This window comes from Cloacibacterium sp. (assembly GCF_047601505.1).
Taxonomy (GTDB): domain Bacteria; phylum Bacteroidota; class Bacteroidia; order Flavobacteriales; family Weeksellaceae; genus Cloacibacterium.
In genome coordinates, this window is record NZ_JASGJD010000001.1 from 2,050,663 (window position 1) to 2,073,054 (window position 22,392).

The window sequence follows — 22,392 nt, forward strand, 5'->3', positions numbered from 1 at the left end:
CTTATTTTATTTTTGCATAAAATTTTCTTTAATTAAAGATTTAAGTCTTTCAAGATTATATAATTTTAGAATTATATCTCTATTGTGAATTCTTGATTTTATATCTAATGGCGCATCTATTTCTTCTTGATTAATAGATTCTAATTCAAATAAAATTAAACTAAGTTTTTTTGCCCAAAAAAAGACAGGGTTATTTCTAGGAATGAAAACTTTTGCACCAAGATATAGTGAGATTAAAATGTTGCCTACAGCTTCTTGACGGAAATTTCCATATATAGCAATACCAAAACTCAACATTAATCTATTATATTCTTCCAAAGGGAGAAAATCTTCTAATGCAATGAATTTATCTCCAAAATATTCTAAGCCTTTATTTTTTACAGATTCTTTATATTCTTTTGTACCAGAGTAACTTAACGGAATATATATATATTTATTATCCAGATTAAGTTTAGATAGAGGTCTCATTGCATATTCATGATTATTAGTAATAGAAGCAGAATTACCTATTTGTATATTATTGCGATCTACCCATTTTTGCATTAATTTTTCACTTAAAACAGAATCAATTGGATAATAAAAAAATTCTTTCCAAGGTATATTTTTAAGTTTTGGGTAATATTTTAATAGCATTTCATGGTCATTTTCTGTAGTATCTGTTACAATGTAACTGATGCGTTTAGAAATGAATTTTTCTATTTTAATGGTTTTAAAATTATTAATTATTTTATTAAAAGCTTTACTGAAATATGATTTTTTGTTATTTTTATAATAGTCGCTTTGTTTATCATATAACTCAAAACCTTTAGGAGAAAGCAATTTGTTATATAAATCATTTCCCCAAATTATCCAATAAATAGGAAGATTTTTATCAATGTATTTATTAATAAATCTAATTTTTCTAGAGTTTAGGAAATGAACAATTACTGAAGAAAAGTCCTTACTAGAATATTTTTTTTCAAAATCTTTAAAAAGAATTACATTTTCTTGTTTATTTACATACTTTAGTTGATGTCTTGTAAATACAACAAATATATTTTGATGCGGATTTACTTCTTCAAAAATAGCAATAGTTCTATTGATAATTTTTTCGTCGTGTACTAAATGTAAAATCATTGTGAAATTTTAAAATGAAAATTAATTAGAATCTATTCCTTTTTCCGTCCAAACTACTTTTTTATCTCTAGTATTTTTTCTGATGGCGTTATTTTTAGCCCAAGTTTCTGGGGTTACATATCCTCTTGCATGATCCAGATGAACACAGATTGCGCTGTATCTTATCTGTTTTCCTCTAATTCCTGTATTTTCTAATCTTTCTCCCAATTCTCTGTCTTGTCCGCCATATTGCATTTCTTGGTTGAAACCATTGATTTTCACCAAATCTTTTTTCCAACCAGAAGCGTTATGTCCGTTCCATGAAGGTTTTGTAGGAGTAAGAAAATTAAGAAATTTAGCTTTAAAACCTTTAGAAGTAAGTTTATTATTTTTAAATGATTTTTTCAAACCATTTTTTAAAAGCCAATCTACACTGAAACAATTTTGTTCTATCACATCATTTTGATTAATGAGCTTCGAAATATTCATCGGCAGTATAAAATAACCACCAGAAAGAAATCTTCCTTTCTCTCGATATTGAAGATGTGTTTCTACAAAATCTTTTCTCGGGATACAATCTCCATCAGAAAAAATAAGATAATCTGTAGTAGAAGCGAGTATTGCTTTATTTAAAATTTGAGATTTCTGAAAACCATTATCTTCTTGCCAAACATGAATTATAGGGAAATCTACTAATTTTTGATATTTTTCGATAAGATTTTTGGTAGCTTCTTTAGAGCCATCATCAGCAATTATAATTTCAAAATCTTTTGTAGTTTGCACGCTATAACCCCAAATTACTTTCTCTAGCCATTCTTCAGAATTATAGGTGCTGAATATTACTGATGCTTTCATATAATTTATTTCTCACAAAATTAGTAATTTTGTGAATAAAGAAAAAATTTATGTTTAAACACTATATTATTACTCGTTTTAATCTTAAAGCAAAAGAATGGACTGTCACTAAAAATAAAACTAAAGTTTTAGATAATAATTGGCTTAAAAATAGATTTGAACTCTTCGAAAAATATTGTTTACCATCTATTATTTCGCAGACTAATAAAAATTTTGAATGGGTTATATTTTTTGATACAGATACTCCTCAGTTCTTTAAAGATAAAATTGAAGGTTATAAAAACCAATTTTCTAATTTGGTTCCTATATATGCAGAAAATATGGAACTTTTTTTGCCGTCTATTCAAGAATACATTAAAGATAATAATGAACAATATGTTATTACAACAAGATTAGATAATGACGATTGTGTAAGTAAATTCTTTGTACAAGAAATTCAAAATAATTTTAATAAACAAGATTACGAAGCTCTAGATTTCATAGATGGATATTCACTTCAAATAAGTCCAGAATACAAATTGGGTAATAAAAAACATCTTTATAACCCATTTATATCGTTAATTGAGAAGAACGAAAATCCCACATCTGTTTGGAGTAGAAGTCATACGATTTGGAAAAAAGAAAAAAGAATAAAGAGAATTACAAATAATAAAATTTGGTTAGTTATAATCCATAATGAAAACAAAGTAAATGAATTTGACGGTTATGGAAAAGTAGATATAGAAGCCGTTTTAAATGATTTTATCATAAATGACGATATTAAAAATGATGTTCTAGCAAAAAATATTCCTATGGAAAAGTGGTATTTTGAAAGCCTAAAAAATCAAATTTTTACTGAAGTGAATATATTTTTTAAAGATTTAAAGAAAAAATTAAATTTTTATAATAATTAGATATTTATTTAGATTTTTTTATATATTTGCATCATAATTCAATCAAAAATGAACAATATTAACTTAATTCATCACCATCATCATCTCATCTAAAGGCGAGTTGATAATGTGTTATGTTTCTTAAGTTATAAAAATATTAACAATCCGCCTTGAGTTTTTCAGGCGGATTTTTATTTAAGATTACTGCAAAAACTCAAGGTTAACAAAAAATAAAACCAAAAATGAGAACACTCAGAATTGCAGTTCAAAAAAGCGGAAGACTTTTCGAAGATTCTATCAAACTTCTTAAAGATTGCGGAATTACTTACGACAACGGAAAAGACCAATTAAAAGTACAAGTAGAGAATTTTCCAATAGAAATTTTCTTTCTTAGAAATTCGGATATTCCTCAGTATGTGGAAGATGGAGTGGTAGATGTTGCCATTGTTGGAGAAAATTTACTCATCGAAAAACAAAAAGACATCGAAACTGTTCTGAAATTAGGGTTCTCAAAATGTAGAGTTTCTTTGGCTGTTCCAAAAGACGTTGACATCAATGATTTACAGTACTTTCAAGGGAAAAAAATTGCAACTTCTTATCCAAATACCGTTAAAACTTTTCTTTCCGAAAATAATATTGAAGCAGATATTCACGTGATTTCTGGTTCGGTAGAAATTGCTCCAAACATTGGTTTAGCAGATGGAATTTGTGATATTGTAAGTTCTGGAAGTACGCTTTTCAAAAACGGATTGAGAGAAACGGTTACCATTCTGAAATCTGAAGCTGTTTTAGCAAAAAATAAAAACCTTTCTGCTGAGAAATTAGAAATTTTAGATAGACTTTTGTTTAGAATTCAAGCGGTATTAAAATCTAAAAATACCAAATACATTTTGATGAACGTTCCTAACGATAAAATTCAAGAAGTTTCAGATATTTTACCCGTTTTAAAAAGTCCAACTATTGTTCCTTTGGTAGAAGAAGGTTGGAGCAGTTTGCACTCTGTAATCGAAGAAAAAAGATTTTGGGAAGTGATAGACCAACTCAAAAAAGCTGGTGCAGAAGGTATTCTTATCATCCCAATCGAAAAAATGATTTTGTAATTTATACTTTCACATTTTTGCGGATTAACGATTTTACGAATAAACAATGAAAACAATAGAATTTCCACCTAAAAATACTTTCAGCAGCCTTACCAAAAGACCTGTTTTTGAGAAAAATGACATCGAAAATTTGATTAAAGGAATATTTGAAAAAGTTGAAAAAGAAGGCGATGAAGCGCTTCAGTTTTACGCTGAAAAATTTGACAATCAATCTTTAGAATCTATCGAGGTTTCTCAAGAAGAAATTACCGAAGCGATAAATTTGGTTGATGAAGAACTAAAAACTGCCATCAATACAGCTAAAAGTAATATTGAAAACTTTCACCAATCTCAGAAAGAAATTTCAAAAAAAATAGAAACAACAGAAGGCGTTGTTTGTTGGCGAGAAAGCAGAGCAATTGATAAAGTTGGTTTGTACATTCCTGGCGGTACGGCGCCGCTTTTTTCCACAGTTCTTATGTTGGCAGTTCCCGCTCAGATTGCGGGTTGTAAAGAGATTGTTCTTTGTTCGCCACCTCAAAAAAATGGTAAAATAAATCCTATTATTTTATATGTTGCCAACCTATGTAGAGTTTCTAAAATTTTTAAAATTGGTGGAGCTCAAGCGATTGCTGCAATGAGTTTAAGCACAGAAACAGTTCCTAAAGTGTATAAAATTTTCGGGCCGGGAAATCAATTTGTTACAGAAGCTAAAATTTTTGCCCAAAAATTAGGAATTGCCATCGATATGCCAGCTGGTCCGAGTGAAGTTTTGGTTATCGCAGATAATACTGCAAACCCAAGTTTTGTAGCGTCAGATTTACTTTCTCAGGCAGAACACGGCGTTGATTCTCAAGTGATTTTTCTTACCACTTCTAAAGAAATTTTAGAAAAAGTAAAAACCGAAACCATTGCTCAATTAAATGAGCTTCCAAGAAAAGAAATTGCTGAAAAAGCTTTAGAAAACAGCAGTTTTATTTTGTTGAATTCCCTTCAAGAATGTATTGAATTTAGCAACAAATATGCTCCGGAACACTTAATTCTTTCTATAGAAAATCCTGAAAATATTTTACCTGAAATTACCAATGCGGGTTCTATTTTTTTAGGAAATTACACGCCAGAAAGTGCAGGAGATTACGCCAGCGGAACCAATCATACGTTGCCAACCAACGGAAATGCAAGAGCTTACAGTGGAGTTTCTTTAGATAGTTTTGTGAAGAAAATTACCATTCAAAGAATTTCTGAAAAAGGAATTCAGAATTTGGGAAAAACCATTGAAAAAATGGCAGCAGAAGAAGGACTTTTCGCTCATAAAAATGCAGTTACTCTTCGTTTGAAAAATTTAAAATAATTGTGAAATTGTAAAAGCGTGAAACTGTAAAGTTGTAAATTAAATACCAATCAACCATCAATCATCAATCAAAAAATGAATATACAAAATTTAGTAAGAGAAAACATCAAAAATCTCACGCCATATTCTAGTGCTAGAGACGAATTTTTTGCAGATGCAGGCGTTTTTCTCGATGCCAACGAAAATCCTTTTGGAGATTTTAATCGTTATCCAGACCCGTATCAAAAAACTTTAAAAACCGAAATTTCTAAAATTAAAAATATTGAAACCAACAAAATTTTTCTAGGAAATGGTAGCGATGAAGTTATCGATTTGTTGATGAGAATTTTCGCAGAACCTAAAAAAGATAAGATTTTGGTGTTCAATCCAACTTACGGAATGTACGAGGTTTCTGCCAATATTAATGATGTAGAAGTGGTTTCTTATCCTTTGAATGAAGATTTTCAAATTGAATTCACCAAAGATTTGGAAGAAATTTTAAAGGATGAAAATTTGAAATTGGTTTTCGTTTGCTCTCCAAATAATCCTTCTGGGAATTTAATTGCGAGAAAATCTGTTTTAGAAATTTTACAAAAATTCAAAGGAATTGTAGTGGTAGATGAAGCGTATGAAGATTTCAGTAATGAGCAATCTTGGATTTCAGAAATTGATAATTTTCCACAATTGGTGGTAATGCAAACCTTTAGCAAAGCTTGGGGAATGGCTGGTTTACGAGTTGGGATGGCTTTTGCTCAACCCGAAATTTTAGATTTGATGAACAAGGTAAAACCGCCTTATAATATTAGTATTCTCAACCAAAAAGAGGTGTATAATTCACTTCAAAATATAGAAAAATTTAGAGAAAATTTGAATGAAATTCTGGAACAAAGAAGTTTTATAGAAAATGAGCTCTTAAAATTTAACTTTGTGAAGAAAATTTATCCTTCGGATGCCAATTTTCTATTGATTAAAGTGGAAAATGCAGACCAATTGTACAATTATTTAGTTGACGAAAAAATTATTATCAGAAACCGAAATAAAGTGGTAGAAAATTGTGTGAGAATTACGATTGGAAATCAAGAAGAAAACCAAAAACTATTGCAATCACTCAAAAATTATCAATAAAAACGTTGTCACTCTGAACGAAGTAGAAGAGCAGCGCTTAAAAACTAAAATATTATGAAAAAGAAAGTATTATTTATCGATAGAGACGGAACTTTAATCTTAGAACCACCAATTGATTTTCAGGTTGATTCGCTAGAAAAACTAGAATTTTATCCAAGAGTTTTTCAAAATTTAGCCAAAATCGCTAAAGAATTAGATTACGAATTGGTGATGGTAACCAACCAAGACGGTTTGGGAACCGAGAGTTTTCCGTATGAAGATTTCATCAAACCTCAAGAAAAAACGATGAAAGCTTTTGAAAATGAAGGAATTTTTTTCAGTGAAGTTTGTGTAGATGACAGTTTCGAATACGAAAATTCTCCAAACAGAAAACCAAGAACAGGAATGCTTCAAAAGTATATTTTTGGGAATTATGATTTAGAAAATTCTTTTGTGATTGGAGACAGAAAAACCGATGTGGAATTGGCGAAAAATTTAGGTTCAAAATCGATTTTTATTTCAGAAGAAAGCATTGATGATGCAACTTTTGTAACAAAAAGTTGGGACGAAATTTATCAATTTCTCAAACAAATTCCAAGAAAAGCAAAAGTAAAAAGAACAACGAAAGAAACGGATATTTTGGTTGAATTAAACCTTGACGGAAGTGGAAAATCTAGTATTGATACAGGTTTGAAGTTTTTTGATCACATGCTTGAACAGATTTCAAAACACGGAAATTTTGATTTGTTGGTAAAAGTTGATGGAGATTTAGAAGTGGATGAACATCACACCATTGAAGATACCGCAATTGTTTTGGGAGATTGTTTTTTACAAGCTTTGGGAAGCAAAAAAGGCATCGAAAGATATGCTTTTGTCTTGCCGATGGACGATTGTTTGGCGCAGGTTGCGATTGATTTTGGAGGAAGACCTTGGATAGTTTGGAACGCAGAATTTAAGCGTGAAAAAATTGGAGAATTGCCTACAGAAATGTTTTATCACTTCTTCAAATCATTTTCAGATAGCGCAAAATGCAACTTAAATATTTCTGTGGATGGCGAAAATGAACATCACAAAATTGAAAGTATTTTCAAAGCTTTTGCTAAAGTTTTGAGAAATGCTGTTGCTCAAACCGACCAAAATTTTAATCTTCCAAGTACAAAAGGAACTCTTTAAATTAGTTGATAGTTGTTAGTTTTCAGTTGATAGAATTTTTATTTTTAAGTTATTTTATATTGAAATTTTTACCATTAACAAACAACCATCAACCATCAACAAAACAATATGATTGCAATAATAGACTACGATGCAGGAAATGTGAAATCTGTTCAAAATGCCCTGAAGAAATTGGGTTTTGATGCAGAAATTACTTCCGATATTGAAACGATAAAAAATGCTGAAAAAGTGATTTTCCCTGGTGTGGGAGAAGCTTCTTCGGCGATGAAAAAACTTCATGAAAGAGGTTTAGATGCAGTAATTCCGAATTTGAAACAACCCGTTTTGGGAATTTGCCTCGGAATGCAGTTGATGTGCAATTCTTCGGAAGAAGGCAATACAAATGCACTGGGGATTTTTGATTGTGAAGTAAAATTGTTCCCCAATTCGGACATTGTTCCACACATGGGCTGGAATAACGTTTCTGAAATTAAAGGAAAATTGTTAAAAAATATTTCGGAAACGGATAATTTTTATTTCGTTCACAGTTTTTATGCAACGATTTGCAAAAACACAAGTTCTGTTTGTGATTATATTACGCCATTCAGTGCAACTTTAGAGAAAGATAATTTTTTCGCAGCTCAATTTCACCCAGAAAAATCTGGAGATGTTGGTTTTAAATTATTAAAAAACTTTTTAAATTTAAGATTTAAGATTTCCGATTTTAGATTAAAAAAATCAAATCGTGATTCATAAATCGTACTTCGTAAATAAAAAATATGAAAATTATTCCTGCAATAGACATCATCGACGGAAAGTGTGTAAGGCTTTCTAAAGGTGATTATGATACCAAAAAAATATACAACGAAAATCCTGTTGAAGTAGCTAAAGAATTTGAAGATTTCGGGATTCAATATTTGCATTTGGTAGATTTAGATGGTGCAAAAGCCAAGAAAATTATTAACCAAAAAGTAATTGAAAATATTGCTAAAAATACAAATCTTATCATCGATTTTGGAGGAGGAATTCGTTCTGAAGAAGATTTGAAAATAGCTTTTGATAGTGGTGCAAAAAAGGTAACTTTAGGAAGTATTGCTGTCGTAAATCCAGAAATGTGTTTGGCTTGGTTAGAGCAATTTGGAACTGAAAAATTGATTTTAGGGGCAGATTGTTTGGATAGAAAAATTAAAACTTCGGGTTGGTTAGAAAATTCTGAAACAGATGTGGTAGATTTTATTAAAGAATATCAGAAAAAAGGCTTCAAAGAAGTGGTTTGTACCGATATTTCAAAAGACGGAATGTTACAAGGTCCGTCCACTGCATTGTATCAAGAAATTATAGAAAATTCAAGTATTGAACTCATTGCAAGTGGTGGAATTTCGAACATTGAAGATGTACAAAAAATGAAAGAAATTGGTTGCGCTGGAACCATCATTGGAAAAGCGATTTATGAAGGACGAATTTCTTTAGAACAACTTTCAAAAATTTAAAAAATGCTCAAGAAAAGAATCATTCCTTGTTTGGATATAAAAGACGGAAGAACCGTAAAAGGCGTTAATTTTGTTGGATTGATTGATGCGGGAAATCCTGTAGAATTGGCAAAAAGATATGTAGAAGAAGGCGCGGATGAATTGGTTTTTCTCGATATTACGGCAACTCATGAAAACCGAAAAACTTTGGTTCAATTGGTGGAGAAAATTGCTGAAGAAATCAATATTCCTTTTACTGTTGGTGGCGGAATTTCAGAAATTTCTGATGTTGACAATCTTCTAAAAGCTGGAGCTGATAAAATCAGTATCAACTCTTCGGCTGTTAAAAATCCTGATTTAATTAAAACTTTTGCAGATAAATTCGGGAGTCAATGTGTGGTTGTGGCGATAGATTCAAAACAATTTGGAGACGAAGATTATGTTTTTGTAAACGGAGGAAGAATAAAAACCGACTATAAAACACACGATTGGGCAAAAAAAGTGGAAGAATTGGGAGCTGGCGAAATATTGCTCACTTCTATGGATTTTGATGGGACCAAACAAGGCTTCGATGTGAGATTGCTGAATGAGATTTCTAATTTGGTTAATATTCCGATTATCGCTTCTGGAGGTGCAGGAAAAATTGAAGATTTTACAGAAGTTTTTTCTGAAACCAAAGCTACAGGAGCTTTAGCTGCAAGTATTTTCCATTTCGGAGAAATTAAAATCAACGATTTAAAACAAGTTTTAAAACAAAAAAATATAGCGATAAGATAAAGAGAAAAGTACAAAAATTCAAACAACATCAAATTTGTCACACTGAGCGAAGTTGAAGTGTAAAACCATGTTAAAAAACAAATATTATGATAAATTTTGAAAAAGGAAACGGATTAGTTCCTGCCATTATACAAGACGAAACCACATTGCAAGTGCTAATGCTCGGTTTTATGAACGAAGAAGCTTTAAAATTAACAGAAGAAACAGGGAAAGTTCACTTTTTTAGCAGAACCAAAGATAGAATTTGGCTTAAAGGTGAATCTTCTGAAAATTATTTATACGTGAAAAGTATCAAAAAAGACTGTGATGATGATACTTTATTGATTAAAGTAAAACCTACAAATGTGGTTTGTCACACCGGAAGTTTTAGCTGTTTCGGAGAAAAAGATACCAAGGGTTTTCTGTATGAATTAGAAAGCGTTATTAGCCAGAGAATCGACGAAAATGTTGAAGGTTCTTATACTTCAAAACTTTATCAAAGAGGCATCAATAAAGTGGCTCAAAAAGTAGGAGAGGAAGCTGTAGAACTCGTAATTGAGGCAAAAGATAATAATGATGATTTATTCAAAAATGAAGCAGCAGACTTGCTATATCACTTTTTAATTCTATTGAAAGCTAAAAATTTTAAACTAGAAGATATTGAAGAAGTCTTGAGAAGCAGACATTAAAAATAAAAAATCCCGAGAATTTCTCGGGATTTTCTATATTGATAACAAAAATTGTTTTACATTATTTTACTTGATCTACAACAGCTTTGAAAGCTTCAGGGTGATTCATTGCAAGGTCTGCAAGAACTTTTCTGTTAAGCTCGATGTTGTTTTTCTTAAGAGCTCCCATAAATTGAGAGTAAGACATTCCGTATTCTCTAGTTCCAGCGTTAATTCTGGTAATCCAAAGAGCTCTGAAATTTCTTTTCTTCTCTTTTCTACCACGGTAAGCATATTGCATTGCTTTTTCAACCGCGTTTTTAGCAACAGTCCAAACATTTTTTCTTCTACCGAAAAAACCTTTAGCTTGTTTTAAAACTTTTTTTCTGCGCGCTCTAGACGCTACAGCGTTTACTGATCTTGGCATAATTAATTAATTTTGTTTTTTTGAAAAGGGCGGAATTGCGTTTAAAATTCTCTTTTTTGCTCCGTTTCAGGGTTAAACTTTTTTAGTTGAATTTTTTAGAATTCTTATAAACCGATATTGATTTATAAAAACTACTTAATTGCTAATTGGCGAAGAACGCTTTTCTCGTCCACAGTAGCAACATAAGAAGTTTGCGTAAGATTTCTCTTTTGCTTAGTTTCTTTTTTAGTTAAGATGTGGCTTTTGTAAGCATTTTTTCTTTTGATTTTACCAGTTCCGGTAAGAGCAAAACGCTTTTTAGCACCTGATTTAGTTTTTAATTTTGGCATTTTTTTGCTTCTTTTATATTTTGTTATCAATATTCTTGTTAAAAAAATGTGTTCTACACATTCAAGTGTGCAAAATTACAAAAAAATATAATACAAAAAGAGATTTCGAAAAAGAAATCTCTAATTTTATATCTCGTTGAATAAGAATAATTATTTCACCACTTTTTTAGGGCTCATCATCATAATCATTCTTTTGCCTTCTAATTTTGGCAATTGGTCTACTTTTCCTACATGTTCTAGCTCTTGCGCTAATTTTAGTAATAAAATTTCGCCTTGGTCTTTAAAAATGATAGAACGACCTTTAAAGAATACATAAGTCTTCAATTTAGAACCTTCTTCTAAGAACTTTTCTGCATGTTTTTTCTTAAACTCGTAATCGTGGTCATCTGTTTGAGGTCCAAATCTGATTTCTTTAATTACTACTTTTACTTGCTTAGCTTTCAGTTCTTTCTGCTTTTTCTTTTGCTCATAAAGGAACTTTTTGTAATCTAAAACTCTACAGATATAAGGTTCTGCTTTGTCTGAAATTACTACCAAATCTAGTTCTTGCTCTTCTGCAATTTGCAAAGCTTTAGATAAAGGATAAACTCCTGGTTCTACATTGTCTCCAACCAAACGAACTTCCTTTGAACGGATTTTTTCGTTTATTTGATGTAAATCTTCCTGAACAGGGCGGCGCATTGGGCCTCTTCCTCTGTTGTTAAATTTCTGTGCTATAGTATTAAATTTTAAAGTTATCTTATAATTTTAATTTTTGATTCGAATTAAGCTTTAAATTCAAATCCTGTTTCAGATGCTTTTTTGAAATAAGAAACAAAATCTTCCAATTTCATTACACCTAAATCTCCTTCTCCACGTCTTCTTACAGATATTGTGCCATCTTTTTCTTCATTTTCTCCTACTACTAGCATAAATGGTAATTTTTTCAATTCTGCATCACGGATTTTTTTACCCGTTTTTTCGTTTCTGTCGTCAATTAATCCGCTAATATCGTGATTTTCTAATAATTGTGAAACTTTTTTTGCATAATCCACATATTTTTCAGAAATCGGCAAGATGATAAATTGTTCTGGACTTAACCAAAGTGGGAAATCTCCAGCTGTATTTTCAATCAGAATCGCAATGAAACGTTCCATAGAACCAAAAGGTGCTCTGTGAATCATCACTGGTCTGTGTTTTTCATTATCGTTACCTGTGTACCAAAGATCGAATCTTTCTGGTAAGTTGTAATCTACTTGTATGGTTCCTAATTGCCAACTTCTTCCTAAAGCATCTTTTACCATAAAATCTAATTTAGGGCCATAGAAAGCTGCTTCTCCGTATTCAGTAATGGTTTTTAATCCTTTTTCTGTAGCTGCTGTTACAATAGCGTTTTCTGCTTTTTCCCAGTTTTCATCAGTTCCGATGTATTTTTCTCTATTTTCTGGGTCTCTTAATGAAATTTGAGCCGTAAAATCTGCAAATCCTAAAGAACCGAAAACATATAATACCAAATCAATAGTTTTTTTGAACTCGTCCATCAATTGATCTGGTGTACAGAAAAGGTGAGCGTCATCTTGAGTGAAACCTCGTACACGTGTTAAACCGTGTAATTCTCCAGATTGTTCATATCTGTAAACGGTACCGAATTCTGCATATCTTTTTGGCAAATCTCTGTAGCTCCATTGCGATGTTTTGTAAATTTCGCAGTGGTGAGGGCAGTTCATTGGTTTTAATAGAAACTCTTCACCTTCGTTTGGCGTTTTTATCGGTTGAAAGCTATCAGCTCCGTATTTGTCCCAGTGACCAGAAGTTACATACAATTCTTTAGCACCAATATGCGGAGACATTACGAATTCGTAACCTGCTTTTTTCTGAGCTTTAGAAAGAAATTCTTCTAATTTTCTTCTCAATTTTGTTCCATTAGGTAACCAAAGTGGCAAACCAGCACCTACTTTTTCAGAAAAAGCGAAAATACCTAATTCTTTACCTAATTTTCTGTGGTCTCTTCTTTTAGCTTCTTCTAATCTTTCGAGATATTCTGTTAAATCTTTTTGTTTAGGGAAAGAAATACCATAAACTCTAGTTAACTGAGGATTTTTCTCGTTTCCTCTCCAATATGCGCCAGCTGCATTAAGAATTTTAACAGCTTTTACAATTCCTGTTGATGGGATATGCCCGCCTCTACAAAGGTCTGTAAAGTTGTCGTGAGTACAGAAGGTAATTTCTCCATCTTGCAGATTTTCAATTAATTCTGTTTTGTAAGGATTGTCAGCATATTCATTTAGTGCGTCTGCTTTTGTTACCGGATAAAGTTTAAAAGTAGCATCTTTTCTAGCGTTTTCCAGCATTTTTTTCTCAATCTTTTCAAAATCTTTTTCAGAAAGAGAATCTTCACCGAAATCTACATCATAATAGAACCCACTTTCGATGGCAGGACCAATGGTTAATTTAGCGTGAGGATAAAATTCTAAAATCGCTTGCGCTAAAAGGTGCGCCGAAGAGTGCCAAAAAGCTTTTTTTCCTAAATCATCATTCCATGTAAGAAGCGTAACCGTGGCATCTTGCGTTATTGGTGTGGTAACTTCTACTTGTTTACCGTCCACTAATGCAGAAATGGTGTTTCTAGCCAAACCTTCTGAGATTGACTTAGCTACTTCTAAAGGCGAAACTGCGCCTTCGAATTCACGGATGCTTCCATCTGGAAGAGTAATTTTAATCATTATGCTTAAACTTTTTTTTGATTTGCAAAAATAGTAAACTTTTAGGAAAGAAACGTAATTTGTTTTGAAGTTGTTTCAATAGATTAAAAATGGTTTGATTTTAGAAATTCTCCGTTACAACTTCCAATTTTTATCCTTTCTTCACTTTTCCTTTAATAATTTCTACCACATCTACATTTTTTACTTTAGATTTTGCCCAGCCGCGTATATCTATGTAGAGTAGAGTACGTTTGTAATATTCGTTTTCTGAAAATGTATCGAGTTGATTTTCAAAGTTTTTGAATAATATTTGTTGCTCTGAAGAAAGTGCGCCATCAAGATTTTTGAAAAATTCTATAATTACTTGATGAATTTCATCCGAATATTTCATCTTCTGAACAAATTTCTGTGTTGCTTTTACAAATTCATCATAATCTTCATCTATTCCAGATTCAAATTTTGCCATCAAAACCAAAATCCTAGTATGGAAGAGCAAATCTTCTTGCACATTTCCTTTAGAATTGATGATTTTCATTGAATACGAAATACATTCCTGATATTTTTTAGAACCAAATAACAGCGCAGCCATTTTTAGATAAAGAATCAGATAATGGTGTTCGTCTATTTTGTCTTTAAATTTCTCCATTTTTAACTCTACTTCAGGGATTAATTTTGTGCCAGTAAAAAATTTGCCTTTCACAAAATGAATATTCATTAAAGTGTTGTAGTGTGTTAAAAAAATTAAAGATTGAAGATTGTCGTTTTGTATAAAATTTTCAGAATTTATTGTTTTCAAGAAATGATTAAACGTTTCCTCTAATTTATCAATATGTCCGTACAAAAAAAGAACTTTCATTAGATAAGTACTTCCTTTGATGTACCAGACAGGATGGCTGATAATCATTTCGGGTTTTTGGTGGAAAAGTTCTACCCAATTATAAGCGTATTTTAATGTGTATTTATAATCTTGAAGCAATTGGTTTTTCCAAACGTGAGCTTTGTAATACCATAATTTTTCGGTGAAATTTAATTTTTCAAGCTTTATTTTTTTGATTTGTGGTTCAAAAATTTGCATTATTTTCTTTCGGTCTTCATCGTTTTTTACATATCCATGAGTAAGCATTTCGCTGTACAATTTCAACGAAAGATTAGAAAGTTGAGTTGCATATTGATTTTGGATGTTTATTTCGGTAGATTCTTTAATTAATTCGTCTGCACGTCCGTCAATACTTCGGGTAATAAATTGAGATTCAATTACTTTTTCGAGTTCTATGATTTCTGATGCGATGGTTTTTTCGTCTAATTCTAAAGCAGATTGCTTAGATTTGTCCAAAATTTTCAAAGCTTGCTTATACAATCCTTTTTGATAAAGAATATTGGCAAAATCTAATTGTTCTCTCAATTGAATTCTATTGTTTTGATGAATAGGATTCATCCTGAGACTTACCAAAATTTGCTTGTAAAGATGTGCTTTGAGGTTAGAAAGTTGTTGTTTTGTAGAAATTTTTTTCTGAATGATAATTTCTTCCTGATATTCATTCATTTTATCTAATTCATTAAAAAGGAGCAGAAATTTTGCATCTACATTAATTCCGAGACGGTTTACATACAACTTAAATTGTCGTTTTTCTGATGTAGAAAGCGATTTTATAAGAACAAATAAAAAGTCTTTTTGTAATTCTGCCATTGTAAATTTTAATGATTTAAAAATTTGTAAATCAATTATTTAATTGCTAAATTAAATGCTTGAGTATTGTAATTTTTAAGGTTTTGTTGTTACGAATAATCTAATCAAATCTTAGTTTTGACCAAAATTAGTTAAAAAAGTTGATTATGAATCCCGAAAAGATTGAAATTTTTGATACAACATTGCGAGATGGGGAGCAAGTCCCGGGATGCAAATTAAATACCGAGCAAAAATTAGTCATTGCCGAAAAGCTAGACGAATTGGGCGTAGATATTATTGAAGCTGGTTTCCCAATTTCTAGTCCGGGAGATTTTTATTCGGTTACCGAAATTTCTAAAATTGTAAGAAATGCAACGGTTTGTGGTTTAACCAGAGCCAACAAAAAAGATATAGAAACTGCCGCTGAAGCTCTAAAATTTGCTAAAAAACCAAGAATCCATACAGGAATTGGTACTTCTGATAATCATATTAAATTCAAATTTAATTCTACCAGAGAAGCCGTTTTAGAAAGAGCAGTAGAAGCAGTGAAATATGCTAAAACTTTTGTAGAAGATGTAGAATTTTATGCAGAAGATGCTGGAAGAACAGACAATGAATTTTTAGCAAAAGTCTGCGAAGAAGTCATAAAAGCAGGCGCTACAGTTCTTAACATTCCTGATACCACAGGATATTGTTTGCCAGAGCAATACGGCGCAAAAATGAAATATTTACGAGAAAACGTAAAAGGTATTGAAAAAGCGGTGCTTTCTTGTCATTGTCATAATGATTTAGGTTTAGCAACCGCTAATTCTATTTCTGGGGTAATTAATGGAGCTCGCCAAATAGAATGTACAATCAATGGTTTAGGAGAAAGAGCTGGAAACACAGCTTTAGAAGAAGTGGTAATGGTTTTGAAACAACACAAAGATTTAGATTTATATACAGACATTAATTCTAAAATGTTGAACGAAATGAGCCTTTTGGTTTCAGAATTAATGGGAATGCCTGTTCAACCGAACAAAGCAATTGTAGGTTCTAACGCATTTGCGCACAGTTCTGGTATCCACCAAGATGGAGTGATTAAAAACCGTGAAACTTACGAAATTATAGACCCCGCAGAAGTAGGCGTTAACGAATCTTCTATTGTTTTAACAGCAAGAAGCGGACGTTCTGCTTTAGCGTATCGATTTAAAAATATAGGTTTTGATGTTACTAAAAATGAATTGGATTATTTATACCAAGAATTTTTGAAAATTGCTGATACAAAAAAAGAAGTCATCAACGAAGATTTACACATTATGATGGCTGCTTTTAGTCAGAAAATCTAATTTTTTTGAATTTTAACTATTGAATTTTAATTTAGAATGAAAACATTATTTGATAAAGTTTGGGATGCTCACGTTGTAGATACTGTTCCAAACGGACCGCAAATTATTTATATCGACAAACATTTGATTCACGAGGTTACAAGTCCGCAAGCTTTTGCAGAATTGGAATCTAGAAATCTAGAAATTTTTAGAACAAAACAAATTGTTGCAACAGCAGACCACAATGTGCCTACATTACAACAAGAATTGCCCATTCGTGACGAATTATCTAGAACGCAAGTTCAGCAATTAACCGAAAATTGTAAAAAAAATAATATTGAATTATATGGTTTAGGGCATCAATATCAAGGGATTGTACACATTATTGCGCCAGAATTAGGCGTTACACAACCCGGAATGAGCATTGTTTGTGGAGATAGTCATACTTCTACGCACGGTGCTTTTGGTAGTATTGCTTTCGGTATTGGTACAAGTCAGGTTGCGCAGGTTTTTGCAAGCCAATGTTTGCTTTTGAACAAACCAAAATCAATGAGAGTTACCGTGAATGGAAAACTTAATCCAGAAGTTCAGCCAAAAGATGTAATTCTTTATATTATTTCTAAAACCGGAACAGATGCAGGAACAGGTTATTTCTGTGAATATGCTGGTGAAGTTTTCGAAAATATGTCAATGGAAGGTAGAATGACGGTATGCAATATGAGCATAGAAATGGGAGCTAGAGGTGGAATGATTGCACCAGATGAAACCACTTTTAATTATGTAAAAGGAAGACAATTCGCACCAAGAGGGGAAGAATGGGAAGAGAAATTAGCCTATTGGAAAACTTTGAAAACCGATGAAGGTGCTATTTTTGATGCGGAATTTACTTTTGATGCAGCTGATATTCAACCGATGATTACTTACGGAACAAACCCGGGAATGGGAATTTCTGTAAACGATTCAGTTCCAACTCCACAAAACGAATCTGAGGAAAAAGCTTTGAAATATATGGGCTTGAATGCAGGGCAATCACCGTCTGAAATTAAAGTGAATTATGTTTTTATCGGAAGTTGTACCAATGCAAGAATTGAAGATTTTCGTTCTGCTGCAGATTATGTTAAAGGAAAGAAAAAAGCGGAAAATATTACAGCTTGGTTGGTTCCTGGGTCGCAACAAGTTGCAAAACAGATTTACAAAGAAGGTTTGGATAAAATATTTAATGAAGCAGGTTTTCAAATTCGTCAACCGGGATGTTCGGCTTGTTTGGCGATGAATGACGATAAAATTCCAGAAGGTGAATATTGTGTTTCTACCTCAAACAGAAATTTTGAAGGAAGACAAGGGCAAGGTGCCAGAACCATTTTGGCAAGTCCGTTAACTGCTGCAAAAGTAGCTGTAGAAGGTAAAATAACGGGTTATCATCATTTGAATTAAAATGATTGTAGAAGATATTAAAAGACAATTTAACGCAGTTTCTGAAGTTTATGATAGACAAAGAAGAGAATTAATTCCTTGTTTTGATGAATTTTACAAAGTTTCTGTTGAGATTTCTAAACAAGTTAAAAATCATAAGAAGATTTTAGATTTAGGAGCTGGAACGGGACTAATGAGTGCTTTTTTCTTTGAAACATATCCAGAAGCTGAGTTTACGCTAGTAGATTTGTCAGAAGAAATGTTAAAAAAAGCCAAAGATAGATTTGTTAATTTCTCGAATTTCAATTATAAAGTAGAAGATTTTTCTGAGTTAAATTTTGAAACAGAAACTTTTGATTTGATTATTTCTGGTTTAGCAATTCATCATTTGGATGATAGTTTAAAGAAAAAATTATTTCAAAAAGTTGAGAAATTTTTAAAAAAAGATGGATGGTTTATTAATGCAGACCAAGTTTTGGGGAAAAATCAAATTTCAGAAAAAATATACACAGAAACTTGGAAAAATAAAGTCTTAGAAAATAAAAATTTAACAAAAGAAGAAAAAGAATCTGCTTTTGAAAGAATTAAGTTAGATAAAATGTCGAGCTTAGAAAATCAACTTAAGTGGTTAGAAGAAACAGGATTGCAATCTCCTAATTGTTATTATCAATATTACAATTTTGTAGTGTTTGCAGCAAAAAAATAAAAATAAAATAGGATGGAAAAACTGATAAAATTAGCAACTACAGCTGTACCATTGCCTGCGGAAAATATAGATACAGACCAAATAATCCCAGCAAGATTTCTAAAAAGCATCAACAAAGAAGGCTTTGGAGATAATCTTTTTAGAGATTGGAGATATAATGTTCATACGAATGAACCGAATCCAGATTTTGTATTGAATAATCCAAAATACAGTGGAGAAATCTTAGTTGCGGGTAATAATTTCGGATGTGGAAGTAGTAGAGAACACGCCGCTTGGTCTTTAACAGATTATGGTTTTAAAGTGGTAGTTTCGAGTTATTTTGCAGATATTTTTAGAGGAAATGCGCTTAATAATGGTTTGCTTCCTGTAAAAGTTTCTGATGAATTTTTGAAAGATTTAATGGCTGCAATTACTGCAAATCCAGAAACTGAGGTGAGTGTAGATGTAGAAAATCAAAGCATAAGTTATAACGGGAAATCTGAAAATTTTGAATTAGATGCTAACAAAAAAATCTGTCTGATGAATGGTTATGACGATATAGATTTCCTTATCAGTAAGAAAGCAGAAATAGAAAAATTTGAACAAAAAACACAAAAAGTATATGAGCAATAGTTATAAAATTGCGGTACTTCCTGGTGACGGAATTGGTCCGGAAGTTACAGCAGAAAGTGTAAAAGTTTTGAATGTAATTGCACAAGCATTTCAGTATAAATTTGAATTTGAATATGCTAAAATGGGAGCTGAAGCTATTTTTGAAACAGGAAATCCTTTGCCAGAAGAAACCTTAACTGTTTGTAAAAATGCTGATGCTGTACTTTTTGGAGCAATTGGCGACCCTTATTTCGATAATAATCCTGATGCGAAAGTAAGACCAGAGCAAGGTTTGTTGAAATTGAGAAAAGAATTGGGACTTTTTGCTAATATTCGTCCGATTAAAACATATTCTTCTTTAATTAAAAAGAGTCCGCTAAAACAAGAAATTGTAGATGGAACAGATATTCAAATCTATAGAGAATTGATTAGTGGAATTTACTTCGGAGAAAAATTTACAGACGAAAACGGAGAATATGCTTATGATATTTGTAAATACAACAAAGACGAAATTGTTCAGATTGCACATTTAGCTTTTCAAGATGCACAAAAAAGAAGAAAAAAAGTGACTTTGGTAGATAAAGCTAATGTTTTGGATACTTCTAGACTTTGGAGAAAAGTGGTGCAAGATATTGCCAAAAATTATCCAGATGTTACATTAGAATTTTTGTTTGTAGATAATGCTGCAATGCAAATGATTCTTAATCCTAAACAATTTGACGTAATTCTTACCGAAAATATGTTTGGAGATATTATTTCTGATGAAGCTAGCGTAATTGGAGGTTCTATTGGTTTGCTTCCATCTGCTTCAATTGGCGATGATAATGCGCTTTTCGAGCCAATTCATGGTTCTTATCCTCAGGCAAAAGGAAAAGGCATTGCTAATCCTATTGCATCTATTTTGAGTGCTGCAATGTTGCTAGATTATTTAAAATTAGACGCAGCTGCTAATAAATTGAGAGAAGCGGTAGAACACGCTTTAGATCACAGATACGTAACCGAGGATCTTAATAAAGAACAAAATTATTCTACTAGCGAAGTAGGAGATTTTATAGGAGATTTTATCAAGTTTTCGGGAGAGTCTTATTATAATTCTGAAAACGTAAAACTTGGTAAATCTACGATTGTCTAGATTAAAATAGACATAGAATTATTGTTATTTGTACTACTTTAGAAGCGGAGAGTTTATTTCTTCGCTTTTGTTTTTTAATTCTAAAAAAAGAAAAAAAGACGCTTTTTTGAAGCGCCTTTGTATTATAATTTTGAGAAATCAAAACTGTTTGTTTCGTCTATAATGTCGTAATGAAGAGCTTTTGCCAGTACAAAAATTTCATTTAGATTTTTCATCAGTTGTTTTCTTCCTTCGTTTCTTAGTTTGGGTTGGTCTATATTTTTTTCTGCATTTTTCTTAGCATTAGTCGTAATTCTTTTAAAATCTTCTTGAGAAAATCTGTTAAAAAAAGAATCGTCTAGCGAAGAAATTTCAGCATCTGAAAATATTTTGATTTCAGCATTTGGTAATTCTTTAATAATAAGTTTTTTGTTTGTAGAATCTACCTCTATTTTCATTTTGTGCAAATCATAAGAAACCTGTGCTTTTGCTTTGGTAAAGATTACAATTTCTTTTTCCGAAACGGGCAATGCGTCTAATCCTAATAATTTATTGGTAATTTTAGTTTTCTGCATGTTAGAGAAATCTTGCTCTAAAACCACCATTTTATTCATTTTAGAAATCTGATTGGTTAAGATGTAATAATCTGTATTAGCATCGTCATTGCCAACGTTTCTGAAAAAATAAACGGTAAGCAATGTAATAATCACACCAAGAGAAAATCCGATAATTTGTTTTATATAATTCATAATTAAAATATATTATGAACCATGCCGGAATTTATTTTTTAATGATTTGTAGCAAATCTTTTTCAATGTATCCGCTTTCTGGTTCTTCGGTTATTCTACCAATTTCCTTGCCATACTTTTGTACGATAATAGTTGGTACTTTGGTAATGTTGTATTTTACCTCTTCACCATTTGGAGATTGTTTTTTTCTGTTAACCGCAATAATGTGCAATTTACTTTCCGGGAATTTTGTTTCGTCTAGAATTTTCATTAATCTAGGGAAGTTTTTGTGGCTATCTCCGCACCAAGTTCCTAAGAAAACAGTGATGTTATAAGAATTTATTTTTGCTTTTTTTAATTCTGAAATCGTAGGTTTATCTGTAGGATAGATGTTGTAACTTTCGTTGTACCAAGGTTTGTAGGGTTCTTTTTTAAATTGATTTAAAGATTGTGCTCCAAGAAGCATTTTTCCATATTCTGTAGTATCTACTTCTCTGTTTATTACTACTTTTTCGGCGCAAGAATTAAGTGTCATAACTAAAACGATTAAAGCGATTATTTTTTTCATATTTTATTAAAAGTGTTTATTTTTCTATAATATTTTTCAAATTGGCGGCAGAATAGTATTTGTTTTTAAGAACTTTATTATCCGAAATTCGGTGAACATTAAATTTGTCGCCAGATTTTTCGTAATGAGCTTCTTCGCCTTTTGTTTTGTAGTGTTCTACTGTTTCTTGTGCTTGTTCTTCGGTTTCGCAAGCTTTAGACATGTTAGAACGTTGCACTTCGTTAAATAATTCTACAAATTTTTCGCCTAAACCAAATTCTAAAACCGCTCCACTCAATACATATTGTAAATCGCAAAGAGCATCTGCAATTTCAACAATGTTATTGTCTTCAATGGCTTGTTTCAACTCATTGAGTTCTTCTTGAAGCAGAGAAACTCTTAGTTCGCATCTTTCTTTAGAAGGGATTGTTGGCGTGTTAAGAATTGGCGCATTGAAGGTTTTATGAAATTCTGCAACTTGATTTAGACTATCTATCTTTTCCATT

23 protein-coding genes and 1 pseudogene are annotated in these 22,392 nt (G+C 31.5%); 14 read left to right on the top strand and 10 right to left on the bottom strand.

Going from position 1 to position 22,392, the window contains the following annotated elements:
- Positions 1-6: 6 nt before the first annotated feature.
- Positions 7-1,116 carry a TDP-N-acetylfucosamine:lipid II N-acetylfucosaminyltransferase gene (locus QM746_RS09425; protein WP_414983990.1) on the bottom strand — a complete coding sequence of 370 codons (1,110 nt, stop codon included), beginning with the start codon at positions 1,114-1,116 and terminating at the stop codon, positions 7-9.
- A gap of 21 nt (positions 1,117-1,137) precedes the next feature.
- A complete protein-coding gene (locus QM746_RS09430; RefSeq protein WP_414983991.1) occupies positions 1,138-1,950 on the bottom strand; it encodes a glycosyltransferase family 2 protein in 813 nt (270 codons plus the stop codon).
- Between the two features lie 50 nt (positions 1,951-2,000).
- Here QM746_RS09430 and QM746_RS09435 point away from each other — a divergent pair, with 50 nt between their 5' ends.
- The 9 genes and pseudogenes from QM746_RS09435 to hisIE all read left to right on the top strand — a co-directional run bounded on the left by QM746_RS09435 (position 2,001) and on the right by hisIE (position 10,401).
- Positions 2,001-2,843: a glycosyltransferase gene (locus QM746_RS09435; protein WP_414983992.1), complete on the top strand. Its 843-nt coding sequence runs from the start codon at positions 2,001-2,003 to the stop codon at positions 2,841-2,843.
- A 221-nt stretch (positions 2,844-3,064) separates the two neighbouring features.
- Positions 3,065-3,922, top strand: coding sequence for an ATP phosphoribosyltransferase (gene hisG / locus QM746_RS09440; protein ID WP_414983993.1), 858 nt, complete (start codon positions 3,065-3,067; stop codon positions 3,920-3,922).
- A gap of 46 nt (positions 3,923-3,968) precedes the next feature.
- Positions 3,969-5,252: a histidinol dehydrogenase gene (gene hisD / locus QM746_RS09445; protein ID WP_414983994.1), complete on the top strand. Its 1,284-nt coding sequence runs from the start codon at positions 3,969-3,971 to the stop codon at positions 5,250-5,252.
- 54 nt (positions 5,253-5,306) lie between these two features.
- Positions 5,307-6,356, top strand: a pseudogene (gene hisC, locus QM746_RS09450) (histidinol-phosphate transaminase); the annotation flags it as partial.
- A gap of 54 nt (positions 6,357-6,410) precedes the next feature.
- Positions 6,411-7,508: a bifunctional histidinol-phosphatase/imidazoleglycerol-phosphate dehydratase HisB gene (gene hisB, locus QM746_RS09455; RefSeq protein WP_414983995.1), complete on the top strand. Its 1,098-nt coding sequence runs from the start codon at positions 6,411-6,413 to the stop codon at positions 7,506-7,508.
- Positions 7,509-7,616: 108 nt separating this feature from the next.
- Positions 7,617-8,243: an imidazole glycerol phosphate synthase subunit HisH gene (gene hisH, locus QM746_RS09460; protein WP_414983996.1), complete on the top strand. Its 627-nt coding sequence runs from the start codon at positions 7,617-7,619 to the stop codon at positions 8,241-8,243.
- 23 nt (positions 8,244-8,266) lie between these two features.
- The gene (gene hisA / locus QM746_RS09465; protein WP_414983997.1) at positions 8,267-8,977 is read left to right on the top strand and encodes a 1-(5-phosphoribosyl)-5-[(5-phosphoribosylamino)methylideneamino]imidazole-4-carboxamide isomerase; all 711 of its coding nucleotides are present in this window, start codon (positions 8,267-8,269) and stop codon (positions 8,975-8,977) included.
- Between the two features lie 3 nt (positions 8,978-8,980).
- Positions 8,981-9,733, top strand: coding sequence for an imidazole glycerol phosphate synthase subunit HisF (gene hisF / locus QM746_RS09470; protein WP_414983998.1), 753 nt, complete (start codon positions 8,981-8,983; stop codon positions 9,731-9,733).
- An 86-nt stretch (positions 9,734-9,819) separates the two neighbouring features.
- Positions 9,820-10,401, top strand: a complete 582-nt coding sequence (hisIE, locus tag QM746_RS09475) for a bifunctional phosphoribosyl-AMP cyclohydrolase/phosphoribosyl-ATP diphosphatase HisIE (RefSeq protein WP_414983999.1) — start codon at positions 9,820-9,822, stop codon at positions 10,399-10,401.
- Positions 10,402-10,462: 61 nt separating this feature from the next.
- Here hisIE and rplT read toward each other — a convergent pair whose 3' ends face one another.
- The 5 genes from rplT to QM746_RS09500 all read right to left on the bottom strand — a co-directional run bounded on the left by rplT (position 10,463) and on the right by QM746_RS09500 (position 15,504).
- A complete protein-coding gene (gene rplT / locus QM746_RS09480) occupies positions 10,463-10,807 on the bottom strand; it encodes a 50S ribosomal protein L20 (RefSeq protein ID WP_414984000.1) in 345 nt (114 codons plus the stop codon).
- A 131-nt stretch (positions 10,808-10,938) separates the two neighbouring features.
- Positions 10,939-11,136: a 50S ribosomal protein L35 gene (rpmI, locus tag QM746_RS09485; protein WP_069799163.1), complete on the bottom strand. Its 198-nt coding sequence runs from the start codon at positions 11,134-11,136 to the stop codon at positions 10,939-10,941.
- Between the two features lie 150 nt (positions 11,137-11,286).
- Positions 11,287-11,817: a translation initiation factor IF-3 gene (gene infC, locus QM746_RS09490; RefSeq protein ID WP_414984001.1), complete on the bottom strand. Its 531-nt coding sequence runs from the start codon at positions 11,815-11,817 to the stop codon at positions 11,287-11,289.
- A gap of 83 nt (positions 11,818-11,900) precedes the next feature.
- Positions 11,901-13,838, bottom strand: coding sequence for a threonine--tRNA ligase (thrS, locus tag QM746_RS09495; RefSeq protein WP_414984002.1), 1,938 nt, complete (start codon positions 13,836-13,838; stop codon positions 11,901-11,903).
- 130 nt (positions 13,839-13,968) lie between these two features.
- On the bottom strand, positions 13,969-15,504 hold the full coding sequence (locus QM746_RS09500) for a hypothetical protein (RefSeq protein ID WP_414984003.1): 1,536 nt from the start codon (positions 15,502-15,504) through the stop codon (positions 13,969-13,971).
- Positions 15,505-15,650: 146 nt separating this feature from the next.
- Between QM746_RS09500 and QM746_RS09505 the strand changes: the two genes are divergently transcribed.
- From QM746_RS09505 to leuB, 5 genes are read left to right on the top strand one after another with little or no spacing between them, the layout of a single operon-like run.
- A complete protein-coding gene (locus QM746_RS09505; protein WP_414984004.1) occupies positions 15,651-16,811 on the top strand; it encodes a 2-isopropylmalate synthase in 1,161 nt (386 codons plus the stop codon).
- Between the two features lie 36 nt (positions 16,812-16,847).
- Entirely contained in the window at positions 16,848-18,224 is a 1,377-nt protein-coding gene (gene leuC, locus QM746_RS09510) for a 3-isopropylmalate dehydratase large subunit (RefSeq protein WP_414984005.1), read from the top strand.
- A gap of 1 nt (position 18,225) precedes the next feature.
- Complete coding sequence (locus tag QM746_RS09515) at positions 18,226-18,909, top strand: class I SAM-dependent methyltransferase (RefSeq protein ID WP_414984006.1); 684 nt, start codon at positions 18,226-18,228, stop codon at positions 18,907-18,909.
- A 12-nt stretch (positions 18,910-18,921) separates the two neighbouring features.
- Positions 18,922-19,521: a 3-isopropylmalate dehydratase small subunit gene (gene leuD / locus QM746_RS09520; protein WP_414984007.1), complete on the top strand. Its 600-nt coding sequence runs from the start codon at positions 18,922-18,924 to the stop codon at positions 19,519-19,521.
- Entirely contained in the window at positions 19,511-20,632 is a 1,122-nt protein-coding gene (gene leuB / locus QM746_RS09525) for a 3-isopropylmalate dehydrogenase (RefSeq protein ID WP_414984008.1), read from the top strand. Before leuD ends, leuB begins: the two co-directional genes overlap by 11 nt.
- A gap of 122 nt (positions 20,633-20,754) precedes the next feature.
- On the opposite strand, the gene QM746_RS09530 is transcribed toward leuB, so the two are convergent.
- The 3 genes from QM746_RS09530 to QM746_RS09540 are packed head-to-tail and all read right to left on the bottom strand — an operon-like array spanning position 20,755 to position 22,391.
- Positions 20,755-21,360, bottom strand: a complete 606-nt coding sequence (locus tag QM746_RS09530; protein ID WP_414984009.1) for a DUF4230 domain-containing protein — start codon at positions 21,358-21,360, stop codon at positions 20,755-20,757.
- Positions 21,361-21,391: 31 nt separating this feature from the next.
- Positions 21,392-21,907, bottom strand: a complete 516-nt coding sequence (locus tag QM746_RS09535) for a TlpA family protein disulfide reductase (RefSeq protein ID WP_414984010.1) — start codon at positions 21,905-21,907, stop codon at positions 21,392-21,394.
- A 16-nt stretch (positions 21,908-21,923) separates the two neighbouring features.
- Complete coding sequence (locus tag QM746_RS09540) at positions 21,924-22,391, bottom strand: hypothetical protein (protein WP_414984011.1); 468 nt, start codon at positions 22,389-22,391, stop codon at positions 21,924-21,926.
- Position 22,392: the final 1 nt, after the last annotated feature.

What these genes read in the sequence shown, in the direction of transcription:
- QM746_RS09425 (WP_414983990.1), bottom strand. Translation starts at nt 1,116, where the DNA reads ATGATTTTACATTTAGTACACGACGAAAAAATTATCAATAGAACTATT.
- QM746_RS09430 (WP_414983991.1), bottom strand. Translation starts at nt 1,950, where the DNA reads ATGAAAGCATCAGTAATATTCAGCACCTATAATTCTGAAGAATGGCTA.
- QM746_RS09435 (WP_414983992.1), top strand. Translation starts at nt 2,001, where the DNA reads ATGTTTAAACACTATATTATTACTCGTTTTAATCTTAAAGCAAAAGAA.
- hisG (WP_414983993.1), top strand. Translation starts at nt 3,065, where the DNA reads ATGAGAACACTCAGAATTGCAGTTCAAAAAAGCGGAAGACTTTTCGAA.
- hisD (WP_414983994.1), top strand. Translation starts at nt 3,969, where the DNA reads ATGAAAACAATAGAATTTCCACCTAAAAATACTTTCAGCAGCCTTACC.
- hisB (WP_414983995.1), top strand. Translation starts at nt 6,411, where the DNA reads ATGAAAAAGAAAGTATTATTTATCGATAGAGACGGAACTTTAATCTTA.
- hisH (WP_414983996.1), top strand. Translation starts at nt 7,617, where the DNA reads ATGATTGCAATAATAGACTACGATGCAGGAAATGTGAAATCTGTTCAA.
- hisA (WP_414983997.1), top strand. Translation starts at nt 8,267, where the DNA reads ATGAAAATTATTCCTGCAATAGACATCATCGACGGAAAGTGTGTAAGG.
- hisF (WP_414983998.1), top strand. Translation starts at nt 8,981, where the DNA reads ATGCTCAAGAAAAGAATCATTCCTTGTTTGGATATAAAAGACGGAAGA.
- hisIE (WP_414983999.1), top strand. Translation starts at nt 9,820, where the DNA reads ATGATAAATTTTGAAAAAGGAAACGGATTAGTTCCTGCCATTATACAA.
- rplT (WP_414984000.1), bottom strand. Translation starts at nt 10,807, where the DNA reads ATGCCAAGATCAGTAAACGCTGTAGCGTCTAGAGCGCGCAGAAAAAAA.
- rpmI (WP_069799163.1), bottom strand. Translation starts at nt 11,136, where the DNA reads ATGCCAAAATTAAAAACTAAATCAGGTGCTAAAAAGCGTTTTGCTCTT.
- infC (WP_414984001.1), bottom strand. Translation starts at nt 11,817, where the DNA reads ATGCGCCGCCCTGTTCAGGAAGATTTACATCAAATAAACGAAAAAATC.
- thrS (WP_414984002.1), bottom strand. Translation starts at nt 13,838, where the DNA reads ATGATTAAAATTACTCTTCCAGATGGAAGCATCCGTGAATTCGAAGGC.
- QM746_RS09500 (WP_414984003.1), bottom strand. Translation starts at nt 15,504, where the DNA reads ATGGCAGAATTACAAAAAGACTTTTTATTTGTTCTTATAAAATCGCTT.
- QM746_RS09505 (WP_414984004.1), top strand. Translation starts at nt 15,651, where the DNA reads ATGAATCCCGAAAAGATTGAAATTTTTGATACAACATTGCGAGATGGG.
- leuC (WP_414984005.1), top strand. Translation starts at nt 16,848, where the DNA reads ATGAAAACATTATTTGATAAAGTTTGGGATGCTCACGTTGTAGATACT.
- QM746_RS09515 (WP_414984006.1), top strand. Translation starts at nt 18,226, where the DNA reads ATGATTGTAGAAGATATTAAAAGACAATTTAACGCAGTTTCTGAAGTT.
- leuD (WP_414984007.1), top strand. Translation starts at nt 18,922, where the DNA reads ATGGAAAAACTGATAAAATTAGCAACTACAGCTGTACCATTGCCTGCG.
- leuB (WP_414984008.1), top strand. Translation starts at nt 19,511, where the DNA reads ATGAGCAATAGTTATAAAATTGCGGTACTTCCTGGTGACGGAATTGGT.
- QM746_RS09530 (WP_414984009.1), bottom strand. Translation starts at nt 21,360, where the DNA reads ATGAATTATATAAAACAAATTATCGGATTTTCTCTTGGTGTGATTATT.
- QM746_RS09535 (WP_414984010.1), bottom strand. Translation starts at nt 21,907, where the DNA reads ATGAAAAAAATAATCGCTTTAATCGTTTTAGTTATGACACTTAATTCT.
- QM746_RS09540 (WP_414984011.1), bottom strand. Translation starts at nt 22,391, where the DNA reads ATGGAAAAGATAGATAGTCTAAATCAAGTTGCAGAATTTCATAAAACC.